The sequence below is a fragment of the Ruegeria profundi genome (genome assembly GCF_049800715.1).
GTDB classification, from domain to species: Bacteria; Pseudomonadota; Alphaproteobacteria; order Rhodobacterales; family Rhodobacteraceae; genus Ruegeria; species Ruegeria profundi_A.
This window is the reverse complement of the sequence record NZ_JBNAFO010000001.1, coordinates 354,431-368,765: the sequence shown is the minus strand read 5'-3', so window position 1 is coordinate 368,765 and position 14,335 is coordinate 354,431. Positions and strand designations below refer to the sequence as shown.

Below are 14,335 nucleotides of genomic sequence, written 5' to 3'. Positions count from 1 at the left end.
AGAGGGCGCTAGCCCCCTGGAATTCCAATCCGGCGGGTCTGGCCGCTTTGTCGCAGCATGATCCCGTGTTCATCAATGGCGACAACGGTGCCCGAGGCCACGCGGCTGCCCGGCTTGACCTCTTTCACACGCCCCGAAGACAGGCGCATCAACGCGCGCAGGTCGGCTTTCGGGCCAAAGACACCCAGAACCGAGACCGAATTTCTTTTCAACGCGCCCCGCTGCGTGGCCGCGCTTTTGACATTGGCATTTGGCATTTTCTGCGGTTCGAACCCGGTTCGAACCCCTTGTGTGAGTGGTGGTGAAGTGCTGCCTACCAAACCGCAAAGTAAATCAAAAGATCACCCCGCTCTCATCAGATCACGGTGAGGTGAGGCGGCCGGAAGCCTTTGCAATCAGGCCATTCCTATCGGCAAAATCCAGCCAAAGCCGTGGCGATGCCCACGGCCTGTGTTGTTTTCTGATTCGCGTTGTATCTTTAGCCCGACGCCAGTTTCGCCGCGTTCCAAGACCCGCCAACAACCTGCATGTCTTCGCGCTTTTTGCTGACGCGCGTGCTGTTTTCGAGACTGTCAAGATAGTCACCGCTAACACTGCCGGTGATGTAGTTTCCGTCAAAGCAGGAACAGTCGAACGCCTCGATCTCAGGGTTGCCTTCTTTGGCGGCCCAGATCAGATCGTCGAGGTTCTGATAGAACAGAGCATCTGCTCCCAGTTCTTCGCGAATCTCTTCGATCTCTTTGCCGTTGGCGATCAACTCGTGCTTGGTGGGCATGTCGATGCCATAGACATTGGGGTATTTCACCGGGGGCGAGGCGCTGGCGATATAGACCTTCTTGGCCCCGGCCTCACGACACATCTGAACGATCTTCTTGATCGTATTGCCGCGCACGATCGAGTCGTCGATCAGCAGGACTTTGTGATCCTTGAACTCCAGCGGAATGGCGTTCAGCTTGCGGCGAACGGATTTCTGCCGCTCTTCCTGACCGGGCATGATGAAGGTCCGACCGACATAGCGGTTCTTCACCAGACCTTCGCGATAGGGGATGCCGGTGATCTTGGCAGCCTCCAGCGCCACGGGGCGGGCGCTGTCGGGAACCGGGATGATCCGGTCGATCTGCAGACCCGAGTCCTGAATCTGCTTGGCCAGCGTTTGCCCCATTCGCATCTGGGTTTTGTAGACCGAGACGCCGTCCAGCAGGGAATCCGGACGGGCGAGGTAGACATATTCGAAGATACAGGGCGTCAACTTGCCTTCGACGGCCTGAAACTCGTGCATGTTGCCGTCCAGATCAATCAGGATAGCCTCGCCCGGGTTCAGGTCACGGATCTTGGTAAAGCCGTTGATGCCAAAGGCCACATCCTCAGAGGCGAAGGCGTAGTCATTGCCGTCGCCCTCGGTCTCACGAATTGCAACCGAAAGCGGACGAATGCCGTGCGGGTCGCGGAAGGCCAGCATGCCGACGCCAGCAACAAGGCAAATGACCGAGTAGGCACCCTGCACACGTTCCATTGTCATCTTCACGCCGGCAAAGATGTTGCGAATGGGTTCTGCGTTTCCGTTCACTTTGATCGCGTCGGCCACTTTGTCGGCGAGAACGTTCAGCAGGATCTCGGAATCTGAGGTCGTGCGCAGGTGACGGCTGTATTTGCCGGTGACCTTTTCGCGCTGCTCGGCGGTGTTGGTGATGTTGCCGTTATGGACCAGATATATCCCGTAGGGTGCGTTGACGAAGAATGGCTGCGCCTCGGACGCGCTGAGCGACCCAGCGGTGGGATAGCGCACATGGCCCATTCCAACCTTGCCCAGAAGCGTTTCGGCATCCGTCGCGTTGAACACGTCCTTGACCAGACCGTTGGCTTTTTTCTCGCGAAAGAACTCACCGTTGTATGTGACGATCCCCGAGGCATCCTGCCCCCGGTGCTGCAGCATCAGCAGCCCGTCATAGATTTCCGCAAACACATCATGTGTCCGGCTTGCGATCCCCAAAATCCCACACATTTACGGGCTCCAATTACTATGACGTTTTGACCAGAGGGTTGAGTGACGGCCGGATAGGGAGGGGTCGTACCGTTCGCATCTTGCAGGCCAAACGGTGCATCATCACCGCATTGCAGGCAGATGAACATTGAAAGGACAAACCCGACAGCTCCGATTCCGTGGCAGTTTGGCCTCCACATACTGCCTTAGAACGCGGCTGTCATCAAAGGATCACATTTCTATAGGCCGCAGTTCCGATTTCTTCAGTTGCGGCGTGGTGACATATGAATTCATTTGTGCTGACATATGCATAATTTCATCGCGGATCTTATCGGGGAGGGGGCCAGAATGTGGCAGGAACGCTCACCAAACAAGAAAGATGAGCCGCCCAAAAGGCGCTGCCATCGGTGCCGCGGCATGGGGCGTGCGCCGTGCCCGATTTGCAAAGGGGCAGGTGAAGTGGTCAAAAGCCGTGATATTCTGGGTAAACCGATTTCCAGCCGCTGTGATGGCTGTTTCGGTTTGAAAACCACTCGCTGTACGGTCTGCGGGGGTGAGGGGTTCGTTCAATGAAAAAAGCCCGGCGCGAGGCCGGGCTTTTCGAATAACATTCTGTATGAATTAGCTGTCGGTGGTTTCCGCAGCAGGGGCCGCGTCGCCTGCGGTGCAGCTGGCCACCAGCTCTTCGTATTGTGCCGTGACCCAACCCAGCGCTGCCTCGGGGTTTTGTTCTTCGATCTGGGTGCTGAACTGTTCGAACACCTTGGCCGAGCGGCTTTCGTCTACAAGCGTGTAGGACTGGCCGGTCATCACGGTGTCGTAGACAAAGAACGCGATAGCGACCAGCAGGATGCCCCGCGCTATGCCGAAGAAGAAGCCAAGCGCCTGATCCAGACCACCCAGTGCCGACCGTTGCACCAGCGATGAAAATAGCGGCGTGAAAATGCTGACGATGATCAGGGCGATTGCAAACACGGCTGCAAAGCCGGTGATGACGGACAATTCGCAGCTGTCGCGCAGGAAGTCTCCGACCACCGGGATTTCTTTGACCAGCGGCACGGCCTGCGGTGCGAAGATGAATGCGAGGACAGCTGCTGCCACCCAACCCGCGATGGCAAGAACCTCGCGCATGAAACCGCGCGAATAGGCCAGAATGCCTGACAGCACGATGATCAGGGCCACAACCCCGTCAATAATTGTAAAACCTTCCATGGCCCTCGCCTGTTCTTTTTCTGCCCCTCAGGGCGGGACTTTAACCTGCTCCGAAGGTTTCGCCAACAAACCCAACCAAATCAGAGGGTCGGGTGAGTGTCAGACCTGCCACAGTACCGGTTTTGCCGCCCGCCGGAGCGATTGCCGATGTGAAACCAAGTTTTTGTGCTTCTTTCAACCTGTTTTCGGTCTGAGGGGCCGGTCTAAGTGCCCCGGACAGCGAGATTTCTCCGAAAACGACCGTATCAGCGGGCAGGGCGCTGTCTTCGCGTGCACTTAGTAACGCTGCGGCAACAGCCAGATCGGCGGCGGGTTCACTGACCTTCATCCCTCCAGCCACGTTCAGATAGACGTCGAGACCCGCGAAGGGGATGCCGCAGCGGGCCTCGAGCACGGCGAGGATCATCGCCAGCCGTCCGCTGTCCCAGCCGACGACGGTACGGCGGGGTTGCGAATGCGGTGACGGGGCGACGAGTGCCTGCAATTCCACCAAAACGGGGCGAGTACCTTCGATCCCGGCAAAGACGGCCGAGCCGGGGCTCGGCGTGCCGCGTTCGGACAGGAACAGGGCCGAGGGGTTGGTGACCTGCGCCAACCCTTTGCCCGTCATCTCGAACACGCCAATCTCATCTGCGGGGCCGAAACGGTTTTTGACCGCGCGCAGGATACGGAACTGGTGGCCGCGTTCGCCCTCAAAATAGAGAACGGTGTCGACCATATGTTCGACGACGCGCGGGCCTGCGATCTGGCCCTCTTTAGTGACATGGCCGACCATCACGATCGAAACACCGTGTCGTTTCGCAAACGTGGTCAATTCATGCGCAGCGGCCCGGACTTGTGACACCGAGCCGGGCGCGCTGTCCACATTGTCGGCCCACATGGTCTGAATCGAGTCGATGATGGCGAGGCCGGGTTTTTCAGCCTCAAGCGTCGTCAGGATATTGCGCAGATTGGTTTCTGCCGCCAGTTGGACCGGCGCGTCCTCGAGCCCCAAACGGCGAGCACGCATACGGACCTGCGCGCTGGCTTCTTCCCCCGAGACATAGATCGTTTTGACGCCCGCGCGCGCGAACCGAGCGGCGGCTTGCAGCAGAAGGGTGGATTTGCCGATACCGGGGTCTCCGCCCACGAGCAGGGCCGAGGCGGGGACGAGGCCGCCGCCCAGAACGCGGTCAAGCTCATCCACCCCGCTGAGTGTACGGGGTGGCGGGGTCTCCTCGGTCGACAAGTCCGTGAGTGCAATGGACTGGCCCCGCTTGCCGCCGAGGGATTTCTTGGCCGGGCCCGCCGACAGGGGCACGTCCTGAGTGATCGTGTTCCATTCGCCGCAGGCGTCGCACCGCCCGGACCATCTTGTATGTGTCGCACCGCAGGCCGAACAGGAGAAAGAAGTCGTCTTTGCCATGAGGCCTTTGGTGCCCGAGGACGGGCGGTTCTTCAAGCCCTTGCGGGCTTTCATCTCCGCCGGTAGCGCGCCGCGCCCTCAGGCCCTATGGGCCATCGGGTGCGCCGGGCGCTAACGCGCCTATTCCGCCGCGCGAGGGGGCGACATGGCGACCACGCTGGAGGCGCTTGGGTCGCTGCCGTCGGGTGGTGTCTGCAATTGTGCCGAAAGCTCGGGTAGAAGTTCGAACAGTTCATCCCGTAGTCGTGACAGTTGGGATTTGGCGATGGATTCCTCGATCTCGATATCGCGGGTCCATTGGCTGAGTTCGTGCAGGATGGTCTGGGCATCCTCGATCCGTTGCTGGAACAGTTCGACCTCTTCCTGCCGTTGTTTCAGGAAGGTGCGCGCGCGTTCGACCCGCTCGTTGCCATAGGTTTCGGCCAGTTCGTGGCTGATCTGGCTCATCTGAGCGGCCGTTTCCAGTATCTCTGGTTCCAAAGCCTGAAGGTCGGGGTGGTCGCGTAGAAAGGCCATACGCTCCTTGACCGCATCGAATTCCGAGGCCAGAGCGAAAACGCCGCTGCGGTCGGCGGCGTGGGCGATCTGGTATGCCTCGACGATGTCCTGCATGTTCAGCGAAAACTTCCTGTGCGCATTCTCGAGCGCCATCATCCGGGCGCTGGAGGGCAGGTAAAAGCCCAGCATGAGAATCAGGCAGGTCAGGCCGATCTGAACAAAAATACCAGCGTCGATCACGCCGGTCTGGCCGAATCCGGCCTGAAGGGACAGCCAGGGCAAAACCCCCAGCGCCGAAAGTGAGGTTGCAACCACCGCGCAGAGGGCTGCGATGCAGATCATGAAAAAAGTCAGTCTTAAAAAGGCATTCTGAAATTGCAATGTAATGTTGTTGAGGGCGGGCATGGTCGTCCATCTCCTTCTCAAACCGATACAAATCGGGCCGAAGCGGAGGACAAATCAAACACGCAAGGTGATCCTCTGCGGACCCGTACACGACTAGAACTTTGCTGCTCGAAATATAGAGATGATACTTAGAAATGTGTTTTCAATCAACACGGTCTAAGCTTTTCGTGAAGTGGATGTCATCTCGGTAATATATCCCAGCGCGATCGAGGCCAGAATGCAGCCGGTAAACAGGTAGAGGCCCCAGGCCGTCTCGATGGTCGCGTAAGAGATCCCCTTGGCCAGCGTGATGTAGAGCGCGATGAGGAAGATATCGGCCATGGCGAGCTTGCCGAGGATGTTCAGTGCGGGTTGGACGCGGGCATCTAGCAGGTCCCATTGGATCAGGGCGGTACCGATGGTTTTAATGTAGGGCGCGAAGAGGGCGAAGACGGTGACGATCAGCGCGAGGAAGATGTCGGATTTCCAGAGAGATTGGAGGCCAGTGATGACGCTGATTTCGGAAAGTCCGAAGATCGGTAGCAGACCCGCACGCATCAGTGGGGCGAACCACGCGATCGGGTAGAGGATCAGGAGGGAGAGGGTGGCGAGGCGGAGGGTCATTGGCTGTGCGTCTCGGCGAGATTTCAGATTTTTGCGGCGATGTTTTGTTATGGTTAACTTAAACCAGTGCTTGCCAATGAGTTATTTTTTAGACGGGGAGGAACGATGTCGGGTTTTGTGGCCTACAAGTCAATCGTCGATCCATCGGACTGTGATTTTCTGGGGCATATGAATGTGTCCAAGTATTTTGCGGCATGCTCGGATTCCGTTTTTGCGTTGCAGGCAGAGCTGGGGCTTACGGCCGAAGACATGCGTTCGGGGCGAAAGCTATCCTTTGCGGTGGTCCATGCAGACAGCAATTTCCGTTCGGAATTGAGTGCCGGCGAAGCGATCCAGATGGAAAGCGAAATCCTGGAGGTAGGAACGAAATCCATGACCTTCAGTCTCAAACTAATTCGAGTTGCGGACAGTGAAACGACTTTTTCCACTATTTTCAAATGCCTCTTGCTCAACCTGCAGACAAGGCGCGCAGAAGTTATTCCGCACGACGTTATCGAACGTTCGACTAGGTGGATGGCAAAGAGCGAAGATTAACGCACCGCCTCAATCGGCCCTTCCGCACTCCCGCTGATGAACTGCTCCAGGTACGGATCGCCCGAAGCATCCATCTGCCCAACAGGCCCGGTCCACTGGATCACCCCGTCATGCAGCATCGCCACGTTGTCGGCGATTGCGCGGACGGATGTCATGTCGTGGGTGATGGTCATGGCGGTTGCGCCCATCTCGGTCACGATCTCGCGGATCAGATCGTTGATGACGCCGGACATGATTGGGTCCAGCCCCGTCGTGGGCTCGTCGAAAAAGATGATCTCGGGCTCGGCGGCGATGGCGCGGGCAAGGCCCACACGTTTCTGCATCCCGCCCGACAGCTCGGACGGAAAGCGGTCGGCGACGTTGGATTTCAGGCCCACACGACGGAGTTTCTCGATGGCGATCTCGCGCGCCTCATCCGTGGGGCGTTTCAGCGAGCCTCGTAGCAGGCGGAAGGCAACGTTCTGCCAGACGGGCAGCGAGTCGAACAGCGCCGCACCCTGGAACAACATGCCAAAGCGCGCCAGAAACGCGTCGCGGTCGCCCTTGCTGGCGTCCTTGCCATCGACATAGATCACACCGCTGTCGGGCTTGATCAGGCCGAGGATACATTTCAGCGCGACCGATTTGCCCGTGCCGGACCCACCGATGATGACCATTGAGGTGCCCTTGGTGATCTCAAGGTTCATGCCCTGCAGCACGTGGTTGTCATCAAAGGACTTTTTGACGTTCTCCATCCGGATCATAGCGAGAAGAACACTCCTGTCAGAACGAAGTTGGCAGCGAGGATCAGCACGGCTGCTGCCTCGACCGAGCCTTTGGTGGCGCGGCCCACGCCTTGTGCGCCTCGGCCCGAGTTCATACCGTAATAACAGCCCATGATGGCCGCGATCAGGCCGAAGGCAGCACCCTTGACAAGGGATGAGACGATGTCGCGGGTTTCAAGGAAGTTGACCGTGTTTTGCAGATAGGCAGCCGGGTTGAACCCGAGGTTCTGTGTCGCCACAGTGTAGCCGCCCATGATGCCTATGATGTCGCCGATACCGACAAGAATCGGCACCGTGATCAGCGCCGCCAGCACGCGCGGGGCGGTCAAGTACTTCATCGGATGGGTAGACAGGGTGACCAGCGCGTCAATCTGCTCAGTCACTTTCATCGTAGCAATTTCGGCCGCGATAGAGGAGGTCACGCGCGCCGCGATCATCAGACCGACCAGCACCGGTCCAAGCTCTCGTACCATGCCGATGGCAACGATCTGAGGGACCACGGCCTCGGCATTGAACCGTGCGCCGCCTGCGTAGATCTGCAGGGCCAATGCGCCGCCGGTAAAGATGGCGGTCAGGCCGACCACGGGCAGCGACAGCCAGCCGATATTCAGCAGCGCCATCGCGATCTCGCGCGGGTAGTAGGGCGGGCGCAGGATATGCGACAGTGAATCCAGCGCAAACAGGGTCACGCGCCCAAACGCGGCCAGCAGAGTCAGAACTGTGCGGCCCAGCCCACCCAGCAGAGACAGCGGGTTCATTCCACGTACCCTCGTGAATAACGGCGGCCCATTGATGTTAGGATTTCATAGCCGATTGTACCTGCAGCCTCGGCCAAATCGTCAACGGTCTGATGTCCGTTAAGGATGCGCAGTTTCTCGGGCTCAAAGCCCAGATCGGTGACATCGATGGTGATCAGATCCATCGAGATGCGACCGACAACCGGGCAGGGTTGGTTGCCTGCGAAGGCGTCAATACCGCCGCCGATGGCACGGTGCAGGCCGTCGGCATATCCGGCGGTGACGGTGGCAATCTTTGACGGGCGGCGTGCCGTCCAGCTGTTGCCGTAGCCCACGGTCTCTCCAACCGCGACGTCGCGCACCTGCACGACCGGCAGATCGACGGTGACGACGGGCTTGGCCTCGGCAAAGGGCATCCCGCCGTAAAGGCCAATGCCCGGGCGGCAGAAGTCAAAGTGGAATTCAGGTCCCAGCAAAGTGCCTCCGGTCGCGGCCAGAGACCGTGGGGCCGTCATACCATCAGTCATCCCGCGAAACGCGGTCAGCTGCTGCTGGTTCATCGGGTGGTCCGGCTCGTCCGCGCAGGCCAGATGGGACATCACAACCGCCGGGTTCAACGCCTCGGCCTTGGGGCGCAACTCGGCCCAGTCGGCGGGCTCCAACCCCAGACGGTTCATGCCGGTGTCAAGCTGGATGCCGAACCTATGTTCAGGCAGAGCCTGTTGGTGGCGTTGGAATTGCTCGCCCGAGTTGATCAAGGGTGTCAGGTCGTGATCGCGCAGCAGCTCGGTATCCCCGTCCATATGACCTGAGAATACAGCGATCATCGGGCCGGGCCCGACCGCCTCGCGAACGTCTGCGCCTTCTTCGGCGACGGCGACAAAGAACTTGCGGACACCTTCCTCGGCCAATGACCAGGCGACAGGTTCGGCCCCAAGACCATAGGCGTCGGCCTTAACTACGGCGCCGGTTTCGACATCCGTTTTAGCATCGAGCGCCCGCCAGTTGCTGGCGAGCGCCTGAAGATTGATCGTCAAACGTGCGGTACTCATGGAGTTGTTCATGACACTGGAAAGCGGCAGGTCAAGAGGGGATCGTACACAACCTGTCAGGAAAATCTGCAAGATAGGCGGCATACAGCCATCTACCGCAGGAATTTGGGCAGGATTGAGGGGCTTTTGACTGGCAGTGATGCGCGCACTGGGATTGTGCAGCGATACAAGTCAAAAGTCCTTTGAGCGGCGGATCGTTCAGAGCGACCCACGCAGGTGGCCTGTCTTATCGCCGCTCGTCAAGCAGGGGCTTGTTGTTGTTAAGATGCCGGGTCACCAATTTGCGCTGGCGCTTTTTGCTTGGAATGTAGCGCGCGGGCTGCGGGGCGGCAAAGAGTGCAAGCTGCGGGAACAGCAGCATCAACTCCTCCCGTGAGGCGTCATCCATGGATTGCAGCGCCTGCGGGCCGGTAAATAGACTTTCACTGGGCGCGTCTTCGGCAAACAGCACCACGTGGCGGTCGAACACAAGGTGGTGATAGGTCACCTGCGAGACACTGGTGTCGACGAAAACGCCGGGCATTCGGGTCAATTGAATAGCCGAGACCAAAACGGATTCGGTCCCGAACATGCGCTGCGCAATCGGAGACCGGATCAGCATCCGATGCTGGCGCGAGACCAGAAGATCACGTTTCGGCAGTGACTGTCCAAGCACGCCAGAGACGATGCGCACCGGAAACAGGTGCGGTGTCTTTATCAACTCGGCCCGGTTCAGGCTGCGCGACAGGGTCATACGCAGGGTCTCGGGCGGGCCATCTTCGGTCAGAACCTGATCTCCGGCGCAGAGTGCCTCAACGGGAACCTTGCCACGTGGCGTGCCGATCAGAGTGCCTGCTGTGAAACAGGGCGCGCCGGGGCTTGGGTTGGGGTTTTCGACGAAATTCACCCCATCGGTCGAAGTAAGAGACGAGGTGTCATCTGTTCCGTTGCTGCCGATCTGGGTAGAGGTCTGCCCGCTGGCGGCGCCTTGTGTTGCGGTGACCTCATTGTCGAAGGACACAAAACTGAGCACAGTGCCATTGTCGTCCAGCGACACCGCGCCAAGACGATTGATGCGGGCAGAGACCACGTAATAGTCGAAACCGCTGACCGTGTTCACCGGCGCAGTGTCGACATCCGTGGAGCTTCGGACGGAGCCATTGGCGTTGTAAACTTGAACCCTCAGGTCCGAGACATCCGTACCGGTCGGAACGCGGATTTCGATGAAATCGCCGTCTGGCGCAAAATTTGGCCCGTTTCTGTATCGTATTTCCGAGATGATTGCGGGCAATGACGTAGGCCTTGCTAAAATCCGGCAGTACGTGCCGTCATTCAGTACACACTAACACACGACGATTGGCATTCAAAATCGGCTATTTGGAAATTTAAGGTGACTTTTAGTAACCTTCAATCTCGCCGCCCTGTTGCCAGGGCTTGACCAGATTGCCAAAACGGGTGAACTGCGCCTCGAACGACAACTCGACCGTGCCGATGGGGCCGTGGCGCTGCTTGCCGACGATGACCTCGGCCTTGCCATGCAGGCGCTCCATGGCCTGTTTCCACTCTTCCATCTTGTCCAACTCGTGATCGCCGGGCTTTTCGCGTTCTTTGTAGTATTCCTCGCGGAACACGAACATCACCACGTCGGCATCCTGTTCGATCGAGCCCGATTCCCGTAGATCAGATAGCTGCGGGCGTTTGTCGTCGCGGCTTTCTACCTGACGGCTCAGCTGGGACAAGGCGATGACGGGGATGTTCAGTTCCTTGGCAATCGCTTTCATGCCCATCGAAATCTCGGCGATTTCGTTGACGCGGTTGTCGGACATGCCCCGGCACAGCTGCAGATAGTCGATGACCAGCAGGTCCAGTCCATGCGTCCGCTTCAAACGCCGTGCGCGGGCGGCAAGCTGTGAGATCGGCAGGGCAGGTGTGTCGTCAATGAACAGAGGGCAGGCTTCCAGTTCCTTAGCGGCATCGACGAAACGGCGGAACTCGGCCTCGGTCATGTCACCTTGACGGATCTTGTGGCTGGAGATTTCCGAGGCTTCGGCCAGAACACGACCTGCCAGCTGTTCGGCGCTCATCTCGAGCGAGAAGAAGCCCACGACGCCGCCATCAATCGCGCCTTCGCTGCCATCGGGTTTCAACCCGCGCTTGTAAGCCTTGGCCACGTTGAACGCCACGTTGGTCGCCAGCGAGGTTTTCCCCATCGACGGACGACCCGCGAGAATGATCAGGTCCGAAGGGTGCAAGCCCCCAAGCTGTTTGTCCAAGTCGGCCAGACCGGTGGAAATCCCCGCCATGCCGCCACCGCGCTGGTACGCCTCGTTGGTGACGTTGACGGCTTCTGTGACCGCCTTGAGGAAGGATTGGAAACCCTGTTCGGTCTGGCCCTGCTCGGAAAGCTGATAGAGCTGTTGCTCGGCCTCGACGATTTGTTCTTTGGGCTCGCTGGACACATCGACCCGCGCGGCCTTGTCTGAGATATCCCGGCCCAGCCGGATCAACTCGCGTCGAATGGCGAGGTCATAGATCATCTGGGCATAGTCATGCACCGCGAAGGCACTGATCGAGGCCCCGGCGAGTTTGACCAGATAGGCGGGCCCGCCCAACTCCTTCAGGCCCTCGTCATCCGCCATGAAGGATTTCAACGTCACGGGTGAAGCCAGCGCATTCTTGGCGATGCGATTGGCCGCGACCTCATAGATCCGTGAGTGAACCGGGTCGTAGAAATGCTCCGCACCGATGATCGAAGCCACCCGGTCATAGAGGTCGTTATTGGTCAGGATCGCGCCCAGAAGCTGCTGCTCGGCCTCAATGGAATGCGGCATGGTCTCGGCGTTCTGAATCTGCGCCGCTGCCTGCTCGATACTGCTGATCTCGTTCATCTTGTCCCCGCTGCCCGTTCCGAGGTTCTACACGCCAAGCCCCGGTTCAAGCTATCTGCAAATGAATGGGGGTAAGTTGGGATAACCGCCCCCGGCTTCGGGATAACTGCCCATCTGAATGGGGATAACTTCCGCCCAGTTTTGCACGGGACGAAAGCTATCGCAACATTTGGTGTGATGGGCGCGAAATTCGACTAGATAGGCGCGCTTTGGATCGATTCGAAAATCAACTATCCCCAGCTTACCCACAGGCCGAATTTTACGATTTATTCGCGTCCTGCCACCCGCGCGGGTCGTTCAGGAAGGCCTCGACTTCGCTAAGGGTCTCTTCGTCAAAGGCCTTTTGCGCCTTGGCCTCGGCCAGAACATCCCACCAAGTGCACAGCGAATGCAGCTTCACGCCGTGATCGCCGAGGGTCTTCTCGGTCTCGGGGAAGATGCCGTAGTAGAAGATCACCGCGGTATGGCCGCAGGTCGCGCCCGTTTCACGGATCGCATCCACGAAGGACAGTTTCGACCCGCCATCGGTGGTCAGATCCTCGACCAGCAGCACGCGTTCCCCTTCGCTCATCGCCCCTTCGATGCGGGCATTGCGACCATAGCCTTTGGGCTTCTTGCGCACATAGGTCATGGGCAGGGCCATACGCTCGGCGACCATGGCGGCAAAGGGGATGCCCGCTGTCTCACCGCCTGCAATATTGTCGAACGCCTCGAACCCCGCGTCGCGCATAACGGTGACGGTCAGGAAGTCCATCAGGGTCGAGCGGATACGGGGGTATGAGATCAGCTTGCGGCAATCGATATAAGTAGGGCTGGGCAGGCCCGAGGCCAGCGTGAACGGCTCACGCGAGTTGAAATGCACGGCCTTGATCTCCAGCAGCATCCGCGCGGTCAGGCGGGCGATTTCAGAGCTGTCGGGAAATGAACTGGGGATCATGGCGCAAACCTCGGGGCTGAAAGAGTGTTGCGGGCTGATAGCCTGTCCATCGGCCCGGAGTCGAGAGGGCCGAACAAAGAAAAAGCGGACCCGAGACAGGTCCGCTTTTGCCCTTGCGGGCAATGGGCAACTAAGGTGGGCTTAGCTGCTCATGTCATAGGCACGCTCGCCGTGGACCGACAGGTCGAGGCCATTTGTCTCGGTCTCGGCGTCTACGCGAAGCGGGGTGATGGCTGCAACCACCTTAATCAACACAAAGGTTACAACTGCCGTAAAGGCACCCACAATCACGAGGCCTCCAAGCTGTGCTGTCCATGTGCCCAGACCGAACAGCGCAATCATCAGGGTGCCAAAGATGCCCCCGACACCGTGCACGGCAAAGACGTCCAGTGTGTCGTCGATGTTCAGTTTGTTGCGGATGACAAAGACGGCCTCCTGGCACAGTACACCTGCAACGGCCCCGATGATCAGCGCCTGCACCGGACCCACAAAGCCCGAGGCCGGAGTGATCGAGGCCAGACCTGCAATGGTGCCTGTGACCAGACCAACCATCGAGGCTTTGCCAAAACGGATCTTCTCCCACAGTGCCCAGGTCAGGGATGCAGTTGCGGCGGACAGATGTGTGACGGTCATGGCCATCGCGGCGCCTCCGTCAGCGGCCAGTTGCGAACCGCCGTTGAAACCGAACCAGCCGACCCACAACATCGCGGCGCCGATCATGACAAAGCCCGGATTGTGCGGAGGCGTCGTGCGGTTGCGGCGTGGGCCGAGGATCACGGCGATGATCAGCGCGGCCAGACCCGCGGTCTCGTGAACAACAATGCCGCCAGCAAAGTCGCGCACGCCGATCTCACCCAGAATGCCGCCATAGGACAGCATCCCACCGCCCCAGATCCAGTGGACCACCGGCGCATAGCACAGCAGCATCCACAGGCCCGAGAAGGTGAGGACAAAGCCAAAGCCGACCCGCTCGACATAGGCGCCGACGATCAGGGCGGGGGTGATGATCGCGAAGGTCATCTGGAAGGCAAAGAATAGGATTTCGGGTAGGGTGCCCGCCAGGCTTTCGGCATCGACCCCGTTCAGGAACGCTTTGCCCAATCCACCCCAGAACCCGCTTTCACCGGGCCCGAAGGCGATGGAATAACCCGCGACCAGCCAAAGGATGCTCATTAAACAGGCAATCGAGAAGCAGTGCATAAACACGCTGAGGACATTTCGGGCACGCACAAGCCCGCCATAGAACAGGGCAAGGCCCGGCAATGTCATGAACAGGACCAGTGCGGTTGCCACAATGATCCAGGCTGTATCGGCTCCGTTCATGGGCCGGTCTCCTTTTT

15 protein-coding genes are annotated in these 14,335 nt (G+C 59.1%); 2 read left to right on the top strand and 13 right to left on the bottom strand.

What is annotated here, in order from left to right; all coding sequences use genetic code 11:
- Positions 1–8: 8 nt before the first annotated feature.
- Positions 9–257 carry a hypothetical protein gene (locus ACP15L_RS01815; RefSeq protein WP_170373882.1) on the bottom strand — a complete coding sequence of 83 codons (249 nt, stop codon included), beginning with the start codon at positions 255–257 and terminating at the stop codon, positions 9–11.
- A 221-nt stretch (positions 258–478) separates the two neighbouring features.
- The gene (purF, locus tag ACP15L_RS01810; RefSeq protein WP_425082904.1) at positions 479–2,002 is read right to left on the bottom strand and encodes an amidophosphoribosyltransferase; all 1,524 of its coding nucleotides are present in this window, start codon (positions 2,000–2,002) and stop codon (positions 479–481) included.
- A 358-nt stretch (positions 2,003–2,360) separates the two neighbouring features.
- On the opposite strand from purF, the gene ACP15L_RS01805 reads away from it, so the two are divergent.
- Complete coding sequence (locus tag ACP15L_RS01805; RefSeq protein WP_425082903.1) at positions 2,361–2,507, top strand: hypothetical protein; 147 nt, start codon at positions 2,361–2,363, stop codon at positions 2,505–2,507.
- A 95-nt stretch (positions 2,508–2,602) separates the two neighbouring features.
- On the opposite strand, the gene ACP15L_RS01800 is transcribed toward ACP15L_RS01805, so the two are convergent.
- The 4 genes from ACP15L_RS01800 to ACP15L_RS01785 all read right to left on the bottom strand — a co-directional run bounded on the left by ACP15L_RS01800 (position 2,603) and on the right by ACP15L_RS01785 (position 6,104).
- Complete coding sequence (locus tag ACP15L_RS01800) at positions 2,603–3,193, bottom strand: CvpA family protein (RefSeq protein ID WP_170373879.1); 591 nt, start codon at positions 3,191–3,193, stop codon at positions 2,603–2,605.
- A gap of 40 nt (positions 3,194–3,233) precedes the next feature.
- Positions 3,234–4,598 carry a DNA repair protein RadA gene (radA, locus tag ACP15L_RS01795; RefSeq protein WP_170458573.1) on the bottom strand — a complete coding sequence of 455 codons (1,365 nt, stop codon included), beginning with the start codon at positions 4,596–4,598 and terminating at the stop codon, positions 3,234–3,236.
- Positions 4,599–4,718: 120 nt separating this feature from the next.
- Positions 4,719–5,501 carry a DNA repair protein gene (locus tag ACP15L_RS01790; RefSeq protein WP_425082902.1) on the bottom strand — a complete coding sequence of 261 codons (783 nt, stop codon included), beginning with the start codon at positions 5,499–5,501 and terminating at the stop codon, positions 4,719–4,721.
- 156 nt (positions 5,502–5,657) lie between these two features.
- Positions 5,658–6,104, bottom strand: coding sequence for a paraquat-inducible protein A (locus ACP15L_RS01785; protein WP_425082901.1), 447 nt, complete (start codon positions 6,102–6,104; stop codon positions 5,658–5,660).
- 105 nt (positions 6,105–6,209) lie between these two features.
- On the opposite strand from ACP15L_RS01785, the gene ACP15L_RS01780 reads away from it, so the two are divergent.
- Complete coding sequence (locus ACP15L_RS01780) at positions 6,210–6,638, top strand: acyl-CoA thioesterase (RefSeq protein WP_425082900.1); 429 nt, start codon at positions 6,210–6,212, stop codon at positions 6,636–6,638.
- Here ACP15L_RS01780 and ACP15L_RS01775 read toward each other — a convergent pair.
- From ACP15L_RS01775 to ACP15L_RS01745, 7 genes are all read right to left on the bottom strand, one after another.
- The gene (locus tag ACP15L_RS01775; protein ID WP_425082899.1) at positions 6,635–7,381 is read right to left on the bottom strand and encodes an ABC transporter ATP-binding protein; all 747 of its coding nucleotides are present in this window, start codon (positions 7,379–7,381) and stop codon (positions 6,635–6,637) included. The two genes, ACP15L_RS01780 and ACP15L_RS01775, sit on opposite strands and share 4 nt — an antisense overlap.
- The gene (locus ACP15L_RS01770; RefSeq protein ID WP_170548344.1) at positions 7,378–8,160 is read right to left on the bottom strand and encodes an MlaE family ABC transporter permease; all 783 of its coding nucleotides are present in this window, start codon (positions 8,158–8,160) and stop codon (positions 7,378–7,380) included. Before ACP15L_RS01770 ends, ACP15L_RS01775 begins: the two co-directional genes overlap by 4 nt.
- Positions 8,157–9,191: an alanine racemase gene (gene alr, locus ACP15L_RS01765; RefSeq protein ID WP_425082898.1), complete on the bottom strand. Its 1,035-nt coding sequence runs from the start codon at positions 9,189–9,191 to the stop codon at positions 8,157–8,159. Before alr ends, ACP15L_RS01770 begins: the two co-directional genes overlap by 4 nt.
- 226 nt (positions 9,192–9,417) lie before the next feature.
- Complete coding sequence (locus ACP15L_RS01760; RefSeq protein ID WP_425082897.1) at positions 9,418–10,461, bottom strand: Hint domain-containing protein; 1,044 nt, start codon at positions 10,459–10,461, stop codon at positions 9,418–9,420.
- 106 nt (positions 10,462–10,567) lie between these two features.
- Positions 10,568–12,058, bottom strand: coding sequence for a replicative DNA helicase (locus ACP15L_RS01755; RefSeq protein WP_209253720.1), 1,491 nt, complete (start codon positions 12,056–12,058; stop codon positions 10,568–10,570).
- A 259-nt stretch (positions 12,059–12,317) separates the two neighbouring features.
- Positions 12,318–12,995, bottom strand: a complete 678-nt coding sequence (locus ACP15L_RS01750; RefSeq protein WP_425082896.1) for an orotate phosphoribosyltransferase — start codon at positions 12,993–12,995, stop codon at positions 12,318–12,320.
- A gap of 141 nt (positions 12,996–13,136) precedes the next feature.
- Positions 13,137–14,318, bottom strand: coding sequence for an ammonium transporter (locus ACP15L_RS01745; RefSeq protein ID WP_425082895.1), 1,182 nt, complete (start codon positions 14,316–14,318; stop codon positions 13,137–13,139).
- Positions 14,319–14,335: the final 17 nt, after the last annotated feature.

Bases quoted from the DNA above. Each gene is read 5' to 3' on its own strand.
- ACP15L_RS01815 (WP_170373882.1), bottom strand. From the start codon at position 257: ATGCCAAATGCCAATGTCAAAAGCGCGGCCACGCAGCGGGGCGCGTTG.
- purF (WP_425082904.1), bottom strand. From the start codon at position 2,002: ATGTGTGGGATTTTGGGGATCGCAAGCCGGACACATGATGTGTTTGCG.
- ACP15L_RS01805 (WP_425082903.1), top strand. From the start codon at position 2,361: ATGAGCCGCCCAAAAGGCGCTGCCATCGGTGCCGCGGCATGGGGCGTG.
- ACP15L_RS01800 (WP_170373879.1), bottom strand. From the start codon at position 3,193: ATGGAAGGTTTTACAATTATTGACGGGGTTGTGGCCCTGATCATCGTG.
- radA (WP_170458573.1), bottom strand. From the start codon at position 4,598: ATGGCAAAGACGACTTCTTTCTCCTGTTCGGCCTGCGGTGCGACACAT.
- ACP15L_RS01790 (WP_425082902.1), bottom strand. From the start codon at position 5,501: ATGCCCGCCCTCAACAACATTACATTGCAATTTCAGAATGCCTTTTTA.
- ACP15L_RS01785 (WP_425082901.1), bottom strand. From the start codon at position 6,104: ATGACCCTCCGCCTCGCCACCCTCTCCCTCCTGATCCTCTACCCGATC.
- ACP15L_RS01780 (WP_425082900.1), top strand. From the start codon at position 6,210: ATGTCGGGTTTTGTGGCCTACAAGTCAATCGTCGATCCATCGGACTGT.
- ACP15L_RS01775 (WP_425082899.1), bottom strand. From the start codon at position 7,381: ATGATCCGGATGGAGAACGTCAAAAAGTCCTTTGATGACAACCACGTG.
- ACP15L_RS01770 (WP_170548344.1), bottom strand. From the start codon at position 8,160: ATGAACCCGCTGTCTCTGCTGGGTGGGCTGGGCCGCACAGTTCTGACT.
- alr (WP_425082898.1), bottom strand. From the start codon at position 9,191: ATGAGTACCGCACGTTTGACGATCAATCTTCAGGCGCTCGCCAGCAAC.
- ACP15L_RS01755 (WP_209253720.1), bottom strand. From the start codon at position 12,058: ATGAACGAGATCAGCAGTATCGAGCAGGCAGCGGCGCAGATTCAGAAC.
- ACP15L_RS01750 (WP_425082896.1), bottom strand. From the start codon at position 12,995: ATGATCCCCAGTTCATTTCCCGACAGCTCTGAAATCGCCCGCCTGACC.
- ACP15L_RS01745 (WP_425082895.1), bottom strand. From the start codon at position 14,318: ATGAACGGAGCCGATACAGCCTGGATCATTGTGGCAACCGCACTGGTC.